Here is a 14,945-nt window from a genome sequence, read left to right as displayed (position 1 = left end):
GGCATGTCCACGACCGTGCCATAGCGCCGCTCGACAGTCGGCGCCTCTCGTTCACCTGGCGACGACCGTCGTCTGCAGGAACGTCGGCGGGATCCGCCAGTCCGGCACGTAGTGCGCCGGCCACGCGCCGGGTGTATCGACCGCATTGAAATAGACCACGGCTTTCAGCAGCGGATAGCGCCATAGCGAGCGCTGGAATTCGTCGAGTTCCTCGCGCTTGCGTGCATTCGACCCGTCGACGCCAAGCTCCGCGACCATCACCGGCAGCCCGTAGTCGGTGACCCGCGCGTATTTGGCCTGCAGGATGCTCGCGGCGGAGAAGTGGCCGCCGGACGGCCAGATCGCGCAGCGCGGACAGTCGAATACCGACAGGCCGACTTCATCGACATAGCCGCGGCCGGGGAAATAGTCGTCGAGGTTCCGGTTGCCGGCCGGCGACCACACGAAGCGGATCTGGTCGGTCATCGTGCGGCACGCGGTCACGACGCGCCGGTATGCGTCGACGTAGGCCGATGCGTCGCCGACGGCCCACGGGTAACGTCCGGTGTCCGCCTCCATCTCGTGGCCCCAGCGCACGAACACGCGGCCCTTCAAGGCCGCGAGCGCCGAGCAGGTGGTCGCGATCCGTGCGTCGTAGCGCCCGTGCGCGATATCCGCGAGCAGCGCGCCTTGCCGCGTGTCGCCGGTGGCCCAGGGCTCGATGGTCAGCATCAGCGAGCGCTTGCCGGCCTGCGCGGTCCGGTATGCGTCGCCGATTTGCGCGCCGAGGTCGGGCGCGTTCCACGACACGAACACATGGTCGAACGTCAGCACGGGATCGGCGCTCAGCCGGTGTTCGGGATCGTACGCGCCGAGTTCGGGCTGCCTGACCGGTTCGCCCGGCGCCGGCGCGGCCATGGCGACGGCCGGCACGCCCGAGCGCCACATCATCGCCTGCCAGCCCTTCGGCGCGCGCAGCCCGATGCCCGTCAGCAGCATCGCGAGCGCGAAGGCGAACAGCGCGTTGCGCACGGGCAGGCGGCTGACGAACATCTGCCCGAGCGTCGACGCGGCGAGCCCTTGCTCCCGGCCGTGATTGACCGCGACGACGGCCGCGATCGCGAGATAGAGGATGCTCGTCAGTGTCGAGAACAGATAGAAGCCGGCCGCGTTGCGCGGGTTCTCGACAGCGACGACGGGCAGGCTGCAGAACAGCGAGATCAGCAGGTACGGCGCGACCACGCGCAGCGGCGCATCCTGTTCGATCGTGCCGCCCTTCGGCGTGACCTTGAACGGGAATTCCTTGCCGCGCACGCAGTCCAGTATCGCCGACACGCAACCGAGCACGACCCACGGCCAGCGCGCGAACACGAACGCAAGCCCTTCCCAGGACAGCAGCTTCGTATTCAGCGGACGGCACGACTGCGTCGAATGCGTGGCCCAGGTCACGACGCACAGGATCAGCACGGTGAGCGGCAGCGCGTAGGCGAGATACGTGAGGTAGTCGACGTGCGCCCAGACGCGGCCGGTCAGCAGCGCGACGACCGGAATCACGACGCTGCCGGCCATCGCGAGCGCGCAAAGCGGGTACCACAGCTGGCAAAACAGGAACTGCGCCTTCAGCTTCAGCGGCAGGCCCGCGAAATAGCGGCGCGTGTAGCGCAGCATGATGATCATCACGCTCTTGGACCACTGGAATTCCTGCGTCGCGAGATCACCGAACGTGCGCGGCCCTTCGCCGTTCGCGATCGCGTTCAGCGCGTGCATGCCGCGCCAGCCGTTCGAATTGAAGATCATCGTGGTCGAGTGATCCTCGGCGAGCTCGGGCCCGAGCCCTCCGATCTCGCGCAGCGCGCGGCAGCGCACCGCATAGTGCGAGCCGATGCACAGCGGCGCGAGGCCGCCCGCATAGCCGGCCTGCATCGTGCCGTGCAGCGGCCCCTCGACGTTGACGCGACCGCGCGCGCTCCAGCTGTCGCCCGCGTTGCTGTCGCAGATGCTCGGCGCCGACACGTAGCCGATTTCCGGATCGACGAACGGCCGCAGCATCTCCTCGAGATAGGTGCGGGTCGGCACGTGGTCGGCGTCGAGCTGCGACACGAAATCGTAGTTGTCGTAGCCGTACGTGTCGTAGAAGTACGCGAGATTGCCTTCCTTGCATCTGGTCCGGCGCGGCCAGCTGGTCCGGTGGTACGCGGCAATGCCGCGCCGCGTCGACACGAATACGCCGTGCTCGCGGCACCAGTCGAGCGTTTCGCGCGACGGGTCTTCATCGGCGAGCCAGGTATCGTGCGGGTAGGTCTGGTCGAGCATCGCGAGCAGTGTCGTGCGGACGATGTCGAACGGCTCGGACGGCGCCTTGGTGACGACCATCGCGACGCGCCAGTCGCGCGGCACGGGCAGCGAGGGGTTCGGCACGACCGCCGAGCGGATGATGAAGATGAAGTAGCCGGGGATGAAGGTGGTCCAGAACAGCACGAAGCAGTTGACGCCGAAGCGGAACGCGTCGACATAGTGCTCGTCGCGCAGCCACCAGCGCCAGAAGATCCCCAGTGCGACGAACCAGCACAGCGCGAGGATCTGGAAGACGATCCGGGTTCCGCTGTCCATCAGCGGCACGACGAGCGGGATGCCGGTTTGCTGCAAGTCGGTTCTATTTGATTCGGAGTCCGTCGTGTCTGCGGCATCCGGCACAGCGCCGCCGGCAAGCGACGCAACCAGCTTCTTCATGGTGCTCTCCCGTCAAGGTCGGACCATCAGTCTTGAAGCAGGCTGCGTGGCAGCCGGGCGCCCTCGCTGGCATGCGGCCGTTCGTGCGCCGGATCGGCCGACGTGCGTTCGCCGCACGAGCGGCCCACGCGTTCGTAACGGCGAAAGCCGCTGTCGACCGCCAGCTGTTCGCTGAACAGGTTGCGCATGTCGAGCATCACGGGGTCGGCCATGTGATCGGCCAGGTCGGCGAGATCGAGCATCTCGAACGCTTTCCATTCGGTCATCACGACGACGGCGTCCGCGCTGCGCACCGCGTCGACCGCGGACCCTTCCATGAACACCTGTGGCAGCAACCGCGATGCCTCGTGCGGACGCGCCGGGTCATACGCGCGGATATGCGCGCCCGCACCGACGAGCAACTGGATCACGTCGATGCTCGGGCTCTCCCGCACGTCGTCGGTCTGGCCTTTGAACGTGAGGCCGAGCACCGCGATGCGCTTGCCCTTGATCGAGCCGCCGCACGCGTTCTCGATACGGCGGAGGATCTGTTCCTTGCGCAGCGCATTCGATTCGATCGCCGCACTGACGATGCGCAGCGGCACCGCATGCTGCGAAGCCGTCGCCTTCAGTGCGCGCGTGTCCTTCGGGAAGCACGAGCCGCCCCAGCCGGGGCCGGCCTTCAGGAACGACGCGCCGATGCGGCGGTCGAGGCCCATGCCGTTCGCGACCAGCTCGACATCGGCGCCGACCGCTTCGCACAGGTCGGAGATCTCGTTGATGTAGCTGATCTTCACGGCGAGAAAGGCATTCGCCGCATACTTCACGAGTTCGGCCGTCTCGATCTCGGTGGCAAGCACAAGATGGCCCGTCGCTTCCAGCGGCGCGTAGATCGCCTGCATGATCTCGATCGCGCGCGGATGCTCGGCGCCGAACACGACGCGATCCGGATGCATGAAGTCGTCGATCGCCGACCCTTCGCGCAGGAACTCCGGATTCGATGCGATCGCCGCGCCGACGCCGTCCGGTGCGCAGCACTCGACGATTTTCCCGACGATCCGGTTGGTGCCGACCGGCACCGTCGACTTGGTGACGATCACCGCGAAACCGGTCAGGTTCGACGCGATCTCCCGCGCGGCCGCCTCGACGTACTGCAGGTCGGCGTGGTCGGTGCCCGGCAGCGTCGGCGTGCCGACCGCGATGAACACGGCATCGCGATCGCGCACGCTCGCGGCCAGGTCGCTGCTGAAGCGCAGCGTGCCGCGTGCGGCGTTGCGTGCGACGACGGCATCGAGGCCCGGCTCGTAGATCGGCATGAGGCCTTCGTTCAGCGCGTCGATCTTGCCGCGATTGTTGTCGATGCAAATGACGTCATGCCCGAGATCCGCAAGGCACGCGCCGCTCACCAGCCCGACGTAGCCGGTGCCAACGATGGCGATCCGCACATTCATGATGAGCCCTCTGGGTAGCGTTTGAGAACATGGGTGTAATGAGCTGCTCAGCTGCTGGGTTCGAGTTGCTGCGCCTTCCGATGCCATGCCGCGGCGTGTTCGACCATCTGTTCGATCGCGGTGAAGCGCGGCCGCCAGCCGAGCACGCGCGCGGCCTTCGTCGCGTCCGCATACAGCGCGGGCGGGTCGCCCGGGCGGCGCGCGGCCATCACCGTCGGCACGCGGCGCCCGGTCACGGCCTCGACGGCGCGCAGCGCCTCGAGCACGGAAGTCCCCTTGCCGGTGCCGAGATTCAGGGCGACGCTTTCGCCGCCGCCGCACAGATGGGTGGTGGCCCTCACGTGTGCATCGGCGAGGTCGCTCACGTGCACGTAGTCGCGAATCGCCGAGCCGTCGGGCGTCGGGTAGTCGGTGCCCATCACCCGGAATGCGTTGCCCGCGCCGAGCGCCGCGCGGATCGCCAGCGGCAGCGCGTGCGTTTCAGGCTCGTGGCATTCGCCGATCTCGCCGTCCGGATCCGCGCCCGCTGCGTTGAAGTAGCGCAACGCGACCCATTTCAGCCCGTACGCGCGCTCGAAATCGGCGGCCATCCGCTCCATCGCATACTTCGTGAAGCCATACGGATTGATCGGCTGCTGCGGCGTGCGCTCCGAGATCGGCAGCGCGTCCGGAATCCCGTAAGTCGCGCACGACGACGACATCACGATCCTGCCGACGCCGGCCGCGTGCATCGCGCTCAGCAGCGTGCAGGCGCCCGCCACGTTGACCGTGTAGTAGCGATCGGGCGCGAGCACGGATTCGCCGACGTAGGCGAGTGCGGCGAAATGGATCACGACGTCGGGCCGGTGCGCGGCGAGCGCCTTCGACAGCGCCTGGCGGTCGAGAATGTCGGCGACGACGAGCGGCCCCCATCGCACCGCGTCGCAATGGCCGGTCGAGAGGTTGTCGTAGGCGATCGGCTCGTGTCCGGCCTGCGCGAGTGCCTTGCACGTATGGCTGCCGATGTAGCCCGCCCCACCTGTCACGAGCACTTTCATGCGACCGCTCCGGTCAGGCGCAGCACCGGAGCGAGCCACAGTTCGCGGCTGAAGTAGTCGACGGTCCGGCGCAACCCTTCATCGAGATCGATCGCCGGTTGCCAGCCGAGCTCGGTCGCGGCGACCGAGATGTCGGGCTTGCGCTGGTGCGGGTCGTCGATCGGCAGCGGCCGGAATACGATCTCCGATGTCGAGCCCGTCATCGCGAGCACTTGCTGCGCCAGCTCGAGCATCGTGAATTCGCCGGGATTGCCGATGTTGACCGGCGTGCCGACGTTGCGCTCGGCGCCCATCAGGCTGAAGAAGCCGTCGATCAGGTCGCTGACGAAGCAGAACGAACGCGTCTGCCTGCCGTCGCCGTAGATCTCGAGCGACTCGCCGTTGAGCGCGGCGACGATGAAGTTCGACACGACCCGGCCGTCGCGTGGCGACATGCGCGGACCATAGGTGTTGAAGATGCGCGCGACACGCACGTCGATGCCGTGCGTGCGGTAGTAGTCGTAGCACAGCGCCTCGGCTGCACGCTTGCCTTCGTCGTAGCACGCGCGCGGGCCGATCGTGTTCACGTTGCCGCGATAGGTTTCCGTCTGCGGATGCACGCCGGGGTCGCCGTAGATTTCGCTGGTCGATGCCTGGAACACGCGCGCACCGGTCTTGCGCGCGAGCGCGAGACAGTGGTTCATGCCGAGCACGTTTGTCAGCATCGTGTGCACGGGATCGATCTGGTACGTGGGCGGCGAGGCTGCGCATGCGAGATTCCAGATCTCGTCCGCCTGCAGCTGCGGCAGGCCGAGCGACACGTCGCCCTTCACGAATTCGAAGCGGCCGGATGCCTTCAGATCGGCGATGTTGAGCTTGCGCCCCGTCAGCAGGCTGTCGACACACGTGACCGTTGCGCCTTCCATGACCAGGCGCTCGCACACGTAGCTGCCGAGAAAGCCGGCGCCGCCGGTCACCAGCACGCGCTGACCGGCGCGCGTTTCGAGCGGTGCGCGGTCATTCATCGCCGTCTCCTTCGTCGAGCATGTCGAGGAACCACAGGTCGATTTGCCCGACGGCGTCGCGCACGCGCTCCATCCCGCTGCACGGGTACCGTTTCGGCAAGCGCCGGTCCGCCTGTTCCGATGTCGACGAAGCGCCGCGACAGGCGCTCCGGTTTCGCTGACAACCCCGTTGATGCTTGAACGGCGCGAGCGCCGATCGATCGGTGGTGATCTTCATCGCCGTTTCCCCGACACGCTGATTGCGAGCGGCACTGCCCGTGATGCGTGTGTGGTGGCGTGCCGCTCGGTAAGAGCCGGACATCAGGCAATCGGCATGCCATGGACGACGCAGTGCCGCCGGGCGCGGGCGCGGCGATGCCATCGCCGATCGACAGGCGTGCAGGCGTTTCACGCGTGAATCGTGGGGACAGGGGAATGACCCGGGCGAGCGCCGGATCAATGCGATTCGATACGACGAAACGCTCGATAAATCAGGCTTTTACGAGATTGTTAACGTAAAACGCATGCTTGATCGGCATGTTTCATCGATGAGAATCAGGCGAATAAATGCTTGAAAATGTTTCTCGAAGGTATCGCTTGCCAGGATGTCTCCGAAGTGAAAGGTGGCGCGAGCCGGAATGAAAAATTGCGCTTGCGATCCTGTCGGAATTCCGTGTTTACATTTGTTTTAATTATTACGCCGGTAACGGCCGGGATGGCAACATTTTTCGTCGTGTGATCGTGTCGGTATTTTCACGGATGAATCAAATTCGTTTCGATGATCGGGGCGCGCGCGTGCCGGCGGCGCATCGACGCCCGCCGCGCGTGGCCCGGGAGCCGCGCGCAGGGCGAATCGATTCTCGTTCTTTTTCGGACCGGAGCCTGGTCGCATGCGTCGCGAAGCGTGGTTCGTCAGTGGAAAGCCGGTTCCCGCCCAGCCGGCGCGGCTGCGCGCTTCTCAAGTTTGAAACACCCGTTCATCTTGCCGTCCGGCAAGGGTCCACGGGCCGGATTCGTCCGTCTAATCGCGGTATTGCTTCGCGACGCTCAATGATCGGGGCACGTGCGCAATCGTTGTCGCGATACATTCCTGAAACAAAAAATGACGATTCCGGCGGAATGACCCGGCGTGGCGGCGATCTGCCGCGCGCAATGCGCGACGGGACAACGTGTGGCATGCCGCTTGCGGTACTGGTTGCATCGGCGAGCGGTCGACGCGATGCAACAAAGATGTGGGGGCGACCAACTCGTCAGTAGCAGTCGGGGAAACGGCGATGAAGACCATAAGCAGTAGTTTGATCCGCGCGTATTTTGCGCACCGGTGGGGTAGTCGGAAAGATCGGGGTGTTGCTCGCGACGCAGTGCCAGCTTCGCGAGTATTCCATTGCCTGGTTTCCTGGCTCCGCATCCGCCGTGTGCCGGATCGGTTGTCGCTGCGCGCGACGGCCGGACGACAGCGGTGCTCGCCCTCATCCAGTTCACCCGCATGGGCCAGACTGTTCGTGCCGGACAGCCTGACGCCGATTCGTCTGCGATCGTGCAAGGCAGTTTCGATCGCGCCGGGTCAATACCGGCGCCGGCCGGATTAGATCGAACGCCTGTCGGCCGGATTATCCGGAAAGCCTATTTCGCTCGCTCAGGGAGCAAACATGCCGACTGGCTGTCATGCAGGCCTGTTATCGCCCGGATAACGGACGCATTTTGAACGGTGTTGCATTTTTGATGTTTTAAATGCATTCGCCTATTTTCGATTCCGCAACTGGATGCTGAGTGCCGGCATTCCGTCGGGCGGTGTATTGGAAATAGCGGGTTGTAAAAGTGCATGCGTCGTTCTTGTTGTCATTATCGAGGTGTTTCATGGTGATTGATTTAATCATCATAAAATTAATCGAAAACACCTACGTATAAAGTTTGGACAACTTAAAATCACGAAACTAGAATTCGGCTGACCAAAATTACAAAAATATCGAATTCACGGCCAACAATAATTTCTTGTTTTGATAGTGATCCTAATTTTTTGGGATTGCTCACGGCGGGAAGGTTGATGGCGTGCGATCTTCCTTGCTCATTCTGTTCACGCCGTTATGGAGTCGACCATGAAGAAGCTTCTGATTGCAGCAGCAGTTCTGGCGGTTTCGGGTGCAGCGTTCGCCGCCAGCGGCACGGTGTCCACCAGCAACTCGTCGAGCGGTGGCCAGACGATGGCCGGGGTTGCAGGTTTCGGCCATTTCACCGCGACCGATTCCGGCTCGGCACTCGGCGCAGCCGGCGCAGTGGCGGGCGGCCCGGGCAGCGGTTCGATCTCGTACACGAACCATACCCAAACGTCGACCGTCGGCGGCTTCGGCTTCGGCGGCGCACAGGCTGGCGGCAGCAGCGGCGCGAATGCCGGCTCGACTGGCTGGACGTTCCACCACTAAGCCGCGGCGCGTAGCGTTCGTCATTGGCTGGCGGTACGGATGCCGGGCTTCACCCCGCCAGGGCGAGCCTGGCTCCGCCACCGCCGAACTTCCTCACAGCAAGGGATTGCTATGAAAGCCAAAGTCATATTAGCGACAGCGCTCACCGTCCTATCGTCGGCCGCATTGGCAGCGGGTTCGTTCACGACCAACCAGACGCAATCCGTTGCCGCGGGTGTGTCCGGGTCGGTACTGGTCGGCTCCGGCAGCTATACGAGCAATTCGACGTCGACGGCTGGTGCAAGCGCCGGAAGTACCGTGACACCCGCTGGTTCCGTCGGCACGGCGTCCGCCAACCACAACTCGACCTCGACGGCCAGCGGTTCCGGCACGAACGGGGGCGCGTTCGCGGCAGGCGGCGGTATCGGTGCCGCAGGCTCGTACGGCGGAAACGGCAGCACGAACGAGAACGCCAACGCATTGTCGGGAGGGGTGACCGCCACGATCGTACTCGGCGCGAACCACTACACGGCCACGGGCGCGAACGACAACGGCATTGCCAACGCGGGTGCCGCTGGACTCACGGGCAGTGGCGGATCGGCTGCGATCACGGGTTCGAATCACTACAACTCGTCGACCGCGTGGAGTACCGGTCCGGCCGGTTCGCCGTCCGCATCGGGCGGAAGCCAGGGCAGCTCGAGCGCGACCGGGAGCAGTCATTAGTCTGGTGTGGGGGGACCAGTTTCCCAGCGACGCTGGTCTCTTTTCCGCACTGTTGTCACGTAAGGAGTTGGCATGAAGCAGAACCTGATTGCCGCCGCTCTGATGCTCGCGTCTCTGACGGCGTATGGCGCTGACCGTGCTGCCGATGGTGTGCAATCGACTATGCAGACGTCAAACAACCCTGACCAGACAACCAAACCGTCAGAACAACAAACGCTTTCGTCGGGCAGTGCCATCGGCGGACCGGACGCCCAGCAGTGGCAGGGCATGTCGGCCGGCTCGTGGTCCCAGCTGGGCAGTGGCTGGAAGCAGTTCGGGGAAGCAGCGAAATCTGAAGTCATTCAGGGGAATTAGCACGGTTGCCTGGGTGGGAGGTTTAACCTCGTCCGGAGAGTGAAATGAACAGCAACAGGATCAAGGTGGCATGCGCGGCAATGTTCGCGATGACCACGATCGGTGCCCAGGCGCAAACTGCCGACTCGACTTCGAGCGCGCAGTCGTCGACGTCGTCGACGGCCGTCAGCCAGGGCGGCGGCTCGAGCATGAACACGAACACCACGAGCTCGCGCGGCGGCAATGCCACCAGCTCCAGCGGGGTGCGCGGCAGCGGCAATTCGAGCGTGAACGTGAACGTGACGATGCCGTCCGGCACGAGCGGCGGCTCGAACGTGACGCCGCAGAGCGTAGGCTCGCTGGCTTCGTCCGGCGCGCCAGGCACCAACCCGTACAACACCCAGACATCGGAAAACGTCAACTACTCGGGCACGCAGACGATCAAGACCAACCCGGCGATCCAGGCGCCCGGCCTCACGACCACGCTGTCCGACACCTGCATGGGCTCGGTGAGCGTCGGCGTGTCGTTCCCGGGGTTCGGCGCGACGGGCGGCACGACGCTGGTCGACCAGGCTTGCGTCCGGCGTCTCGATGCGCGTGAATTCCGTGCGATGGGCCTGACCGACGTCGCGCTCGCGCTGCTGTGCCAGAGCGATGCGAACCGGCGCGCGGTGGAAGCGACCGGCCATCTGTGCCCGGGCACGACCGCGCCGCTCGCGCGCTCGAACGTGGCGCCGAGCGTCGAGGCGACCGTCGCCGACGACGTGAAGTATCGCGACCCGATCGTGCGCGACCGCATGGGCCTGCCGCCGCTCGGTTCGGCCGCACCGGCTCCCGCGCCGACGCGTCCGATCCAGACGACGTCGGTGCAGGCGGCGCCTGTCCCGATCCCGGTGCCTGTCCCGGTACCGGCAGTCGCGCCGGTTGCCGCTGCTCCGGCCGCCGCAGCGCCGGCAATCGCCGCAGCCGCTCCGGCAGTCGCGGCGCCAGCCGTTGCCGCAGCCGCACCGGCAGTGGCTGCGCAGGCAGCAGCAGCGCCCGCGGTTGCCGCGGCCCCTGCTGTCGCCGCTGCACCGGCCGTTGCCGCCGCGCCCGCAGCAGCGGTCGTACCGGCGGCCGCGATGGCAGCCGTGCCGGCCGCGGCCGTCATTGCCGCGCCGGTGGTTGCCGACAAGGCATCGCAAGCGCCTGCCACGCCGGTGGCCGACACGAAGGCTCCCGAGCCTGCGCAGCCGGTTGCCGACACGAAAGCCCCCGAGCCCGCACAGCCCGTAGCCGACGCGAAGGCCCCCGAGCCCGCCCAGCCGGTTGCCGACACGAAGGCCCCCGAGCCTGTGCAGCCCGTCGCCGACAAGGCGCCGGAGCCGATGCCGGCCGCGACTGACAGCGCAGCGCAGGCCGCCGGCGAACCCGTTGCCGAACCGATGCCGGCAGCTGCCGTCGTCACGGCGCCGGCAGCCGACGCAAAGGCTGTCGAGCCGGCCCCGCAAGCGGCTGTCGAAGCGCCCGCTCCGGAAGCTGCACAGCCTGCCGCCGCCGCAGCGCCGGCCGACATGCCGGCTGCCGACGCGAAGGTGCCCGAAGCGGTCGAATCCGCTGCCGCACCGGCTGCGCCGCCCGCCGACATGCCGGCGTTGACCGACCCGGCCCAGGCATTGCCGCCGGCCACGGTCGACCAGCAGGCCGCACCGGCTGCGCCGGTCGCGCCGGCGCCGGCCGTCATCTCGACGAGCACGTCGTCGTAAGCGCGCGGGGCCGCTTCCCGTGCGACCGGAGCACCGGTCGCACGGGAGCCGTTCGGCCCCGATGCCCGACGGTCGTTTCCGTTTGGACGGGTGTTGGTCCCATCCCCGAGGTCAACACCTCTTTTTGCCTGACGAGGATGCAAGGAGGCCTCAATCATGAGGATCTTTTTGGTCGCTTTGCTGCTGGTCAGCGTGCAAGCCGCTGCGCAGTCGGTTTTCCAGAATCCCGCGGTGTTCGTCATCCTGAGCGAGCAGACTGCCGCGAATGCCGTGAGCGTCCAGCAGGCGCTGACGACGCTCGGGCGCTCCGACAACACCGCTTGCGCACCGATGATGATGGTCGGCGACCCGCAGATGATCTACATGATGCCCGAGGCGGGGCACGCGCCGTCGTGGCAATCGCCGGTGTATGGCCGCGGCGCACCGTTCGAAGCGCAGAACGGGCCGTCGTCGACCGGCAAGACGGTCGGCGCGATGCAGCACGCCGAGGACATGCAGACGCTGCCGTGGAGCGACGGCAGCGCGATCACGCAGAAGATCGCCGGCGAATCGAGCGTGACGGCGGCGGACCGGGTGACCGAGTGGCAGCGCAACGGGCTCGACAAGATCGAGACGGCCCGCGCGGCTGACGTGACGGTGAACGGCAAGACCTATCGCGCCTATCGCGACGATCTCGACCGGTCGGCGAAGCCGGTCGTCGAGCCGCAGATCTACACGCAGCGCGTCGTGTTCTGCCGATAACGAAACATCGATTCGAGGACGGGGCGGCGCCGCGCCGCGGGACCACGGGGCCCCGCCACATGCGATCCGGCAACGGCCGCTCCGACATACAACGCTACGCGGCGAGGCCATCGTGAACTATTGCTGCCAGCTCAGAGTGTCAGGCCCGCAGGATGTCGAACGGGAGGCCGGCGCGATGTCGTTCGTCGCCGTCCGGCGCAATCATGTGGTGCCGTCGCGGCCGCTCGTCTACCTGTCGCAGCAGCACGATGCCGCGCTCGTCGACTGTCTGGCGTCGCGCGGCTGGGACGTGTGGCGCGCGAAAACCGTTGCGGACGCACTGAATCTCGTCAAGGCGAACCGCCCGCATGCCGGCATCGTCGATTTCGACAGTTTCGCTTCGCCCGACGTCGCGTCGTTCGAAGCGCTGCTGCGCGACCCGCGCGTCGGCTGGGTCGCGCTCGCCGACGACGAGCGGCTGCGCGACCTGTCGATCGCGCGCCTGATCCGTCATTGCTGCTTCGATTACGTGCGCAACGCGACGGCCTATACGACGATCGGCTATCTCGTCGGTCATGCGTACGGGATGCTGAAGCTCGCGGACGGCGATCCGGCTGCCGACACGGCGCCGCCCGGCGGCACGATGATCGGCTCGTGCGACGCGATGCGCCGGCTGTTCGCGACGATCCGCAAGGTCGCGAACACGGACGCCACCGTGTTCATCGCCGGCGAATCCGGCACCGGCAAGGAGCTGACCGCCGCGGCGATCCATCAACAGTCGCCGCGGGCCGATGCGCCGTTCGTCGCCGTGAACTGCGCGGCCATCCCGTCGACGCTGCTGCAGGCCGAACTGTTCGGCCACGAGCGCGGCGCCTTCACGGGCGCGCACCAGCGCAAGATCGGCCGCATCGAGGCCGCGCACGGCGGCACGCTGTTTCTCGACGAGATCGGCGACATGCCGTTCGAGAGCCAGGCGAGCCTGCTGCGATTCCTGCAGGAGGGCAAGATCGAACGGCTCGGCGGGCACATGTCGATTCCGGTCGATGTGCGGATCGTATCGGCGACCCACGTCGATCTCGAGGCCGCGATGCAGACGGGGCGGTTCCGCGCCGATCTGTACTACCGCCTGTGCGTGCTGCGCATCGACGAGCCGCCGTTGCGCGCGCGCGGCCGCGACATCATGCTGCTCGCCGATTACGTGCTGCGGCGCTATCGCGGCGACAGTGCGCACCGGATCCGCGGCTTCACGCCATGCGCGGTCGAGGCGATCCACAACTATCCGTGGCCCGGCAACGTGCGCGAGCTGATCAACCGGATCCGGTTCGCGGTCGTGATGACGAACAGTCCGCTGATCTCGGCGGCCGATCTCGAACTGCGCGCGTACACGTCACGGCAGCCGCCGACGCTTGCGGAAACGCGTCGGCAGGCCGAGCGGCGCGCGATCGAGGAAACGCTGATGCGCAACCGCCACCAGCATGCGGACGTCGCCGCCGAACTGGGCATTTCGCGCGCGACGCTGTACCGCCTGATGACCGCGCACGGGCTGCACAGCTGATGCGCGCCGGTGCGCTTCGCTCAAGACTGCGCGGTAGCGGCCGTTAAGACATGAAATGACCTGTGCGGACCGCCGGCGCATCGATGCGCCGGCGGCCGACACGCGGCGCATCACGCTTATCCGGGGTTTATCGTGAAGGAGTGCAGTTACTGCGGCAGGACGTTCCTGGCCGGCGGCCGGTCGATCGACGGCCGCCGCTATTGCAGCCGGGTGTGCGCGCACGCGCATCCGATCATCGTCGAGGCCGAACGGGTGCCCGACGCGAAGGTCCGGCAGTATGTCGACGACTGGCGCTACGGGCCGTGCCCGATCTGCCTGCGCGAAGGGCAGCCGGTCGACGTGCATGCGTCGCATCGCGTCGTGTCGCTGCTGTTCGTCACGCGCTGGGCGACGCGACGCCACGTGTGTTGCCGCCGTTGCGGGCGCAGGAAGCAGGCGGCCGCACTGCTCGCGTCGGCCACGCTCGGCTGGTGGGGGCTGCCGTGGGGCATCGTGCTGACGCCGATCCAGCTCGTGCGCAATGCGCTCGGGCTGGCCGCGCGCGATCCGGAGGTCGCGACGCAGCAGTTCGAGGAGTTCGTACGGCGCAAGCTGGCGGCGCGCCGGCTCAGGCGGATGGAGCAGGGCGCCGGCACCTGATCGCGCGCAAGCGCGCGCCGCGCCCGCTCAGGCCGGCCGCTCGAAGCCCGATGCGACCCAGCGTTCGGCGCTGGCCTTGCTGAGCTTGAACCCGGCCGACACCTTCGCTTCGGCCAGCAGCTCGCCGTACGGATCGAATGCCTTCAACTGCGCATACGGCTCGAACTCGTCCGGCACGATGTCGAGCGTGACCGACACATCCTGTTCGTCGTCGCCCTGGACGGTCACTTCCTTGTGCAGCATCGCGCGCCGCTGCTGCTCGTGCCGCATCAGCACCTCGGTCGCGGTTTTCACGAGCGTGCGGAACGCGTTCGCGTCCATCGGCTTGGGGTTCTTCTTGTCGCGGCCCATCGTCCACGGCCCGACGAGCGCGGGCTCGGACTCGCCGTCCTTGATCATCTCGACGGCCCAGCCGTCGTCGTCTTCGTTCTTGATGATGCGGGCCGTCCAGCCGTTGTCGCGCCAGAGGCCGTCTTCGTGGATGGAGGTGTCGTCGGATTGCAGGTCGGATTCGGTCATGAGGAAAGCGGCGAGTGCGGGCAGCCGGCAAAAGGGCGGTGGCGCGCGGCCGGTATCGGCGCATCGCTCGCCGCCGGCGGCCCGGAATGGCATGCAAAGGCGCAATTTTACCTGCTGGCCGGCCGTATCGCGCGCAACGCTGGCCATTGGGCC

14 protein-coding genes are annotated in these 14,945 nt (G+C 66.6%); 7 read left to right on the top strand and 7 right to left on the bottom strand.

The genetic code is table 11. The features are described 5' to 3' along the window. Window positions 1–51 precede the first annotated feature (51 nt). Genes HWX87_RS25950 through HWX87_RS25930 form a run of 5 tightly spaced genes read right to left on the bottom strand, consistent with a single transcriptional unit; the run spans window position 52 to window position 6,397 of the window. Window positions 52–2,709: a glycosyltransferase family 2 protein gene (locus tag HWX87_RS25950; RefSeq protein ID WP_176049941.1), complete on the bottom strand. Its 2,658-nt coding sequence runs from the start codon at window positions 2,707–2,709 to the stop codon at window positions 52–54. 26 nt (window positions 2,710–2,735) lie between these two features. Further along, a complete protein-coding gene (locus tag HWX87_RS25945; protein WP_176049940.1) occupies window positions 2,736–4,139 on the bottom strand; it encodes a UDP-glucose/GDP-mannose dehydrogenase family protein in 1,404 nt (467 codons plus the stop codon). A 47-nt stretch (window positions 4,140–4,186) separates the two neighbouring features. Continuing rightward, window positions 4,187–5,176, bottom strand: a complete 990-nt coding sequence (galE, locus tag HWX87_RS25940) for a UDP-glucose 4-epimerase GalE (protein WP_176049939.1) — start codon at window positions 5,174–5,176, stop codon at window positions 4,187–4,189. Beyond that, window positions 5,173–6,180 (bottom strand): UDP-glucuronic acid decarboxylase family protein, encoded by a 1,008-nt coding sequence (locus HWX87_RS25935; protein WP_176049938.1) that lies wholly within the window; start codon window positions 6,178–6,180, stop codon window positions 5,173–5,175. The genes galE and HWX87_RS25935 overlap by 4 nt, the downstream gene beginning before the upstream one ends. Next, complete coding sequence (locus tag HWX87_RS25930; protein ID WP_244137763.1) at window positions 6,173–6,397, bottom strand: hypothetical protein; 225 nt, start codon at window positions 6,395–6,397, stop codon at window positions 6,173–6,175. Before HWX87_RS25930 ends, HWX87_RS25935 begins: the two co-directional genes overlap by 8 nt. Window positions 6,398–8,255: 1,858 nt before the next feature. Between HWX87_RS25930 and HWX87_RS25925 the strand changes: the two genes are divergently transcribed. The 3 genes from HWX87_RS25925 (at window position 8,256) to HWX87_RS25915 (ending at window position 9,635) form a co-directional block, all read left to right on the top strand. Next, a complete protein-coding gene (locus tag HWX87_RS25925; protein WP_176049937.1) occupies window positions 8,256–8,579 on the top strand; it encodes a hypothetical protein in 324 nt (107 codons plus the stop codon). Window positions 8,580–8,690: 111 nt separating this feature from the next. Further along, the gene (locus HWX87_RS25920; protein ID WP_176049936.1) at window positions 8,691–9,281 is read left to right on the top strand and encodes a hypothetical protein; all 591 of its coding nucleotides are present in this window, start codon (window positions 8,691–8,693) and stop codon (window positions 9,279–9,281) included. Between the two features lie 72 nt (window positions 9,282–9,353). Then, window positions 9,354–9,635 carry a hypothetical protein gene (locus HWX87_RS25915; RefSeq protein ID WP_059239774.1) on the top strand — a complete coding sequence of 94 codons (282 nt, stop codon included), beginning with the start codon at window positions 9,354–9,356 and terminating at the stop codon, window positions 9,633–9,635. 22 nt (window positions 9,636–9,657) lie between these two features. Here the strand turns inward: HWX87_RS25915 and HWX87_RS38110 are convergent, their stop codons facing one another. After that, entirely contained in the window at window positions 9,658–9,933 is a 276-nt protein-coding gene (locus HWX87_RS38110; RefSeq protein WP_244137762.1) for a hypothetical protein, read from the bottom strand. On the opposite strand from HWX87_RS38110, the gene HWX87_RS25910 reads away from it, so the two are divergent. The 4 genes from HWX87_RS25910 (at window position 9,908) to HWX87_RS25895 (ending at window position 14,273) form a co-directional block, all read left to right on the top strand. Then, window positions 9,908–11,359 carry a chemotaxis protein CheA gene (locus HWX87_RS25910; protein ID WP_244137761.1) on the top strand — a complete coding sequence of 484 codons (1,452 nt, stop codon included), beginning with the start codon at window positions 9,908–9,910 and terminating at the stop codon, window positions 11,357–11,359. The genes HWX87_RS38110 and HWX87_RS25910 overlap by 26 nt on opposite strands. A 156-nt stretch (window positions 11,360–11,515) precedes the next feature. Next, entirely contained in the window at window positions 11,516–12,100 is a 585-nt protein-coding gene (locus HWX87_RS25905; RefSeq protein ID WP_176049934.1) for a hypothetical protein, read from the top strand. A 175-nt stretch (window positions 12,101–12,275) separates the two neighbouring features. Then, window positions 12,276–13,634: a sigma-54 dependent transcriptional regulator gene (locus HWX87_RS25900; protein WP_244137760.1), complete on the top strand. Its 1,359-nt coding sequence runs from the start codon at window positions 12,276–12,278 to the stop codon at window positions 13,632–13,634. Window positions 13,635–13,766: 132 nt separating this feature from the next. Beyond that, window positions 13,767–14,273 carry a hypothetical protein gene (locus HWX87_RS25895; RefSeq protein ID WP_176049932.1) on the top strand — a complete coding sequence of 169 codons (507 nt, stop codon included), beginning with the start codon at window positions 13,767–13,769 and terminating at the stop codon, window positions 14,271–14,273. A gap of 27 nt (window positions 14,274–14,300) precedes the next feature. Here HWX87_RS25895 and HWX87_RS25890 read toward each other — a convergent pair whose 3' ends face one another. Continuing rightward, window positions 14,301–14,792, bottom strand: coding sequence for a hypothetical protein (locus HWX87_RS25890; RefSeq protein WP_176049931.1), 492 nt, complete (start codon window positions 14,790–14,792; stop codon window positions 14,301–14,303). Window positions 14,793–14,945 lie beyond the last annotated feature (153 nt).

It is taken from the genome of Burkholderia sp. BCC1644 (assembly GCF_902833225.1).
Taxonomy (GTDB): Bacteria; Pseudomonadota; Gammaproteobacteria; order Burkholderiales; family Burkholderiaceae; genus Burkholderia.
The sequence above is the reverse complement of the archived record's forward strand: the minus strand, read 5'-3'. Positions and strand labels throughout refer to the sequence as shown.

Excerpts from the sequence above, each read along its gene's own strand:
- HWX87_RS25905 (WP_176049934.1), top strand. The coding sequence starts at position 11,516 with ATGAGGATCTTTTTGGTCGCTTTGCTGCTGGTCAGCGTGCAAGCCGCT.
- galE (WP_176049939.1), bottom strand. The coding sequence starts at position 5,176 with ATGAAAGTGCTCGTGACAGGTGGGGCGGGCTACATCGGCAGCCATACG.
- HWX87_RS25900 (WP_244137760.1), top strand. The coding sequence starts at position 12,276 with ATGTCGTTCGTCGCCGTCCGGCGCAATCATGTGGTGCCGTCGCGGCCG.
- HWX87_RS25930 (WP_244137763.1), bottom strand. The coding sequence starts at position 6,397 with ATGAAGATCACCACCGATCGATCGGCGCTCGCGCCGTTCAAGCATCAA.
- HWX87_RS25935 (WP_176049938.1), bottom strand. The coding sequence starts at position 6,180 with ATGAATGACCGCGCACCGCTCGAAACGCGCGCCGGTCAGCGCGTGCTG.
- HWX87_RS25925 (WP_176049937.1), top strand. The coding sequence starts at position 8,256 with ATGAAGAAGCTTCTGATTGCAGCAGCAGTTCTGGCGGTTTCGGGTGCA.
- HWX87_RS25945 (WP_176049940.1), bottom strand. The coding sequence starts at position 4,139 with ATGAATGTGCGGATCGCCATCGTTGGCACCGGCTACGTCGGGCTGGTG.
- HWX87_RS25920 (WP_176049936.1), top strand. The coding sequence starts at position 8,691 with ATGAAAGCCAAAGTCATATTAGCGACAGCGCTCACCGTCCTATCGTCG.
- HWX87_RS25890 (WP_176049931.1), bottom strand. The coding sequence starts at position 14,792 with ATGACCGAATCCGACCTGCAATCCGACGACACCTCCATCCACGAAGAC.
- HWX87_RS25950 (WP_176049941.1), bottom strand. The coding sequence starts at position 2,709 with ATGAAGAAGCTGGTTGCGTCGCTTGCCGGCGGCGCTGTGCCGGATGCC.
- HWX87_RS25915 (WP_059239774.1), top strand. The coding sequence starts at position 9,354 with ATGAAGCAGAACCTGATTGCCGCCGCTCTGATGCTCGCGTCTCTGACG.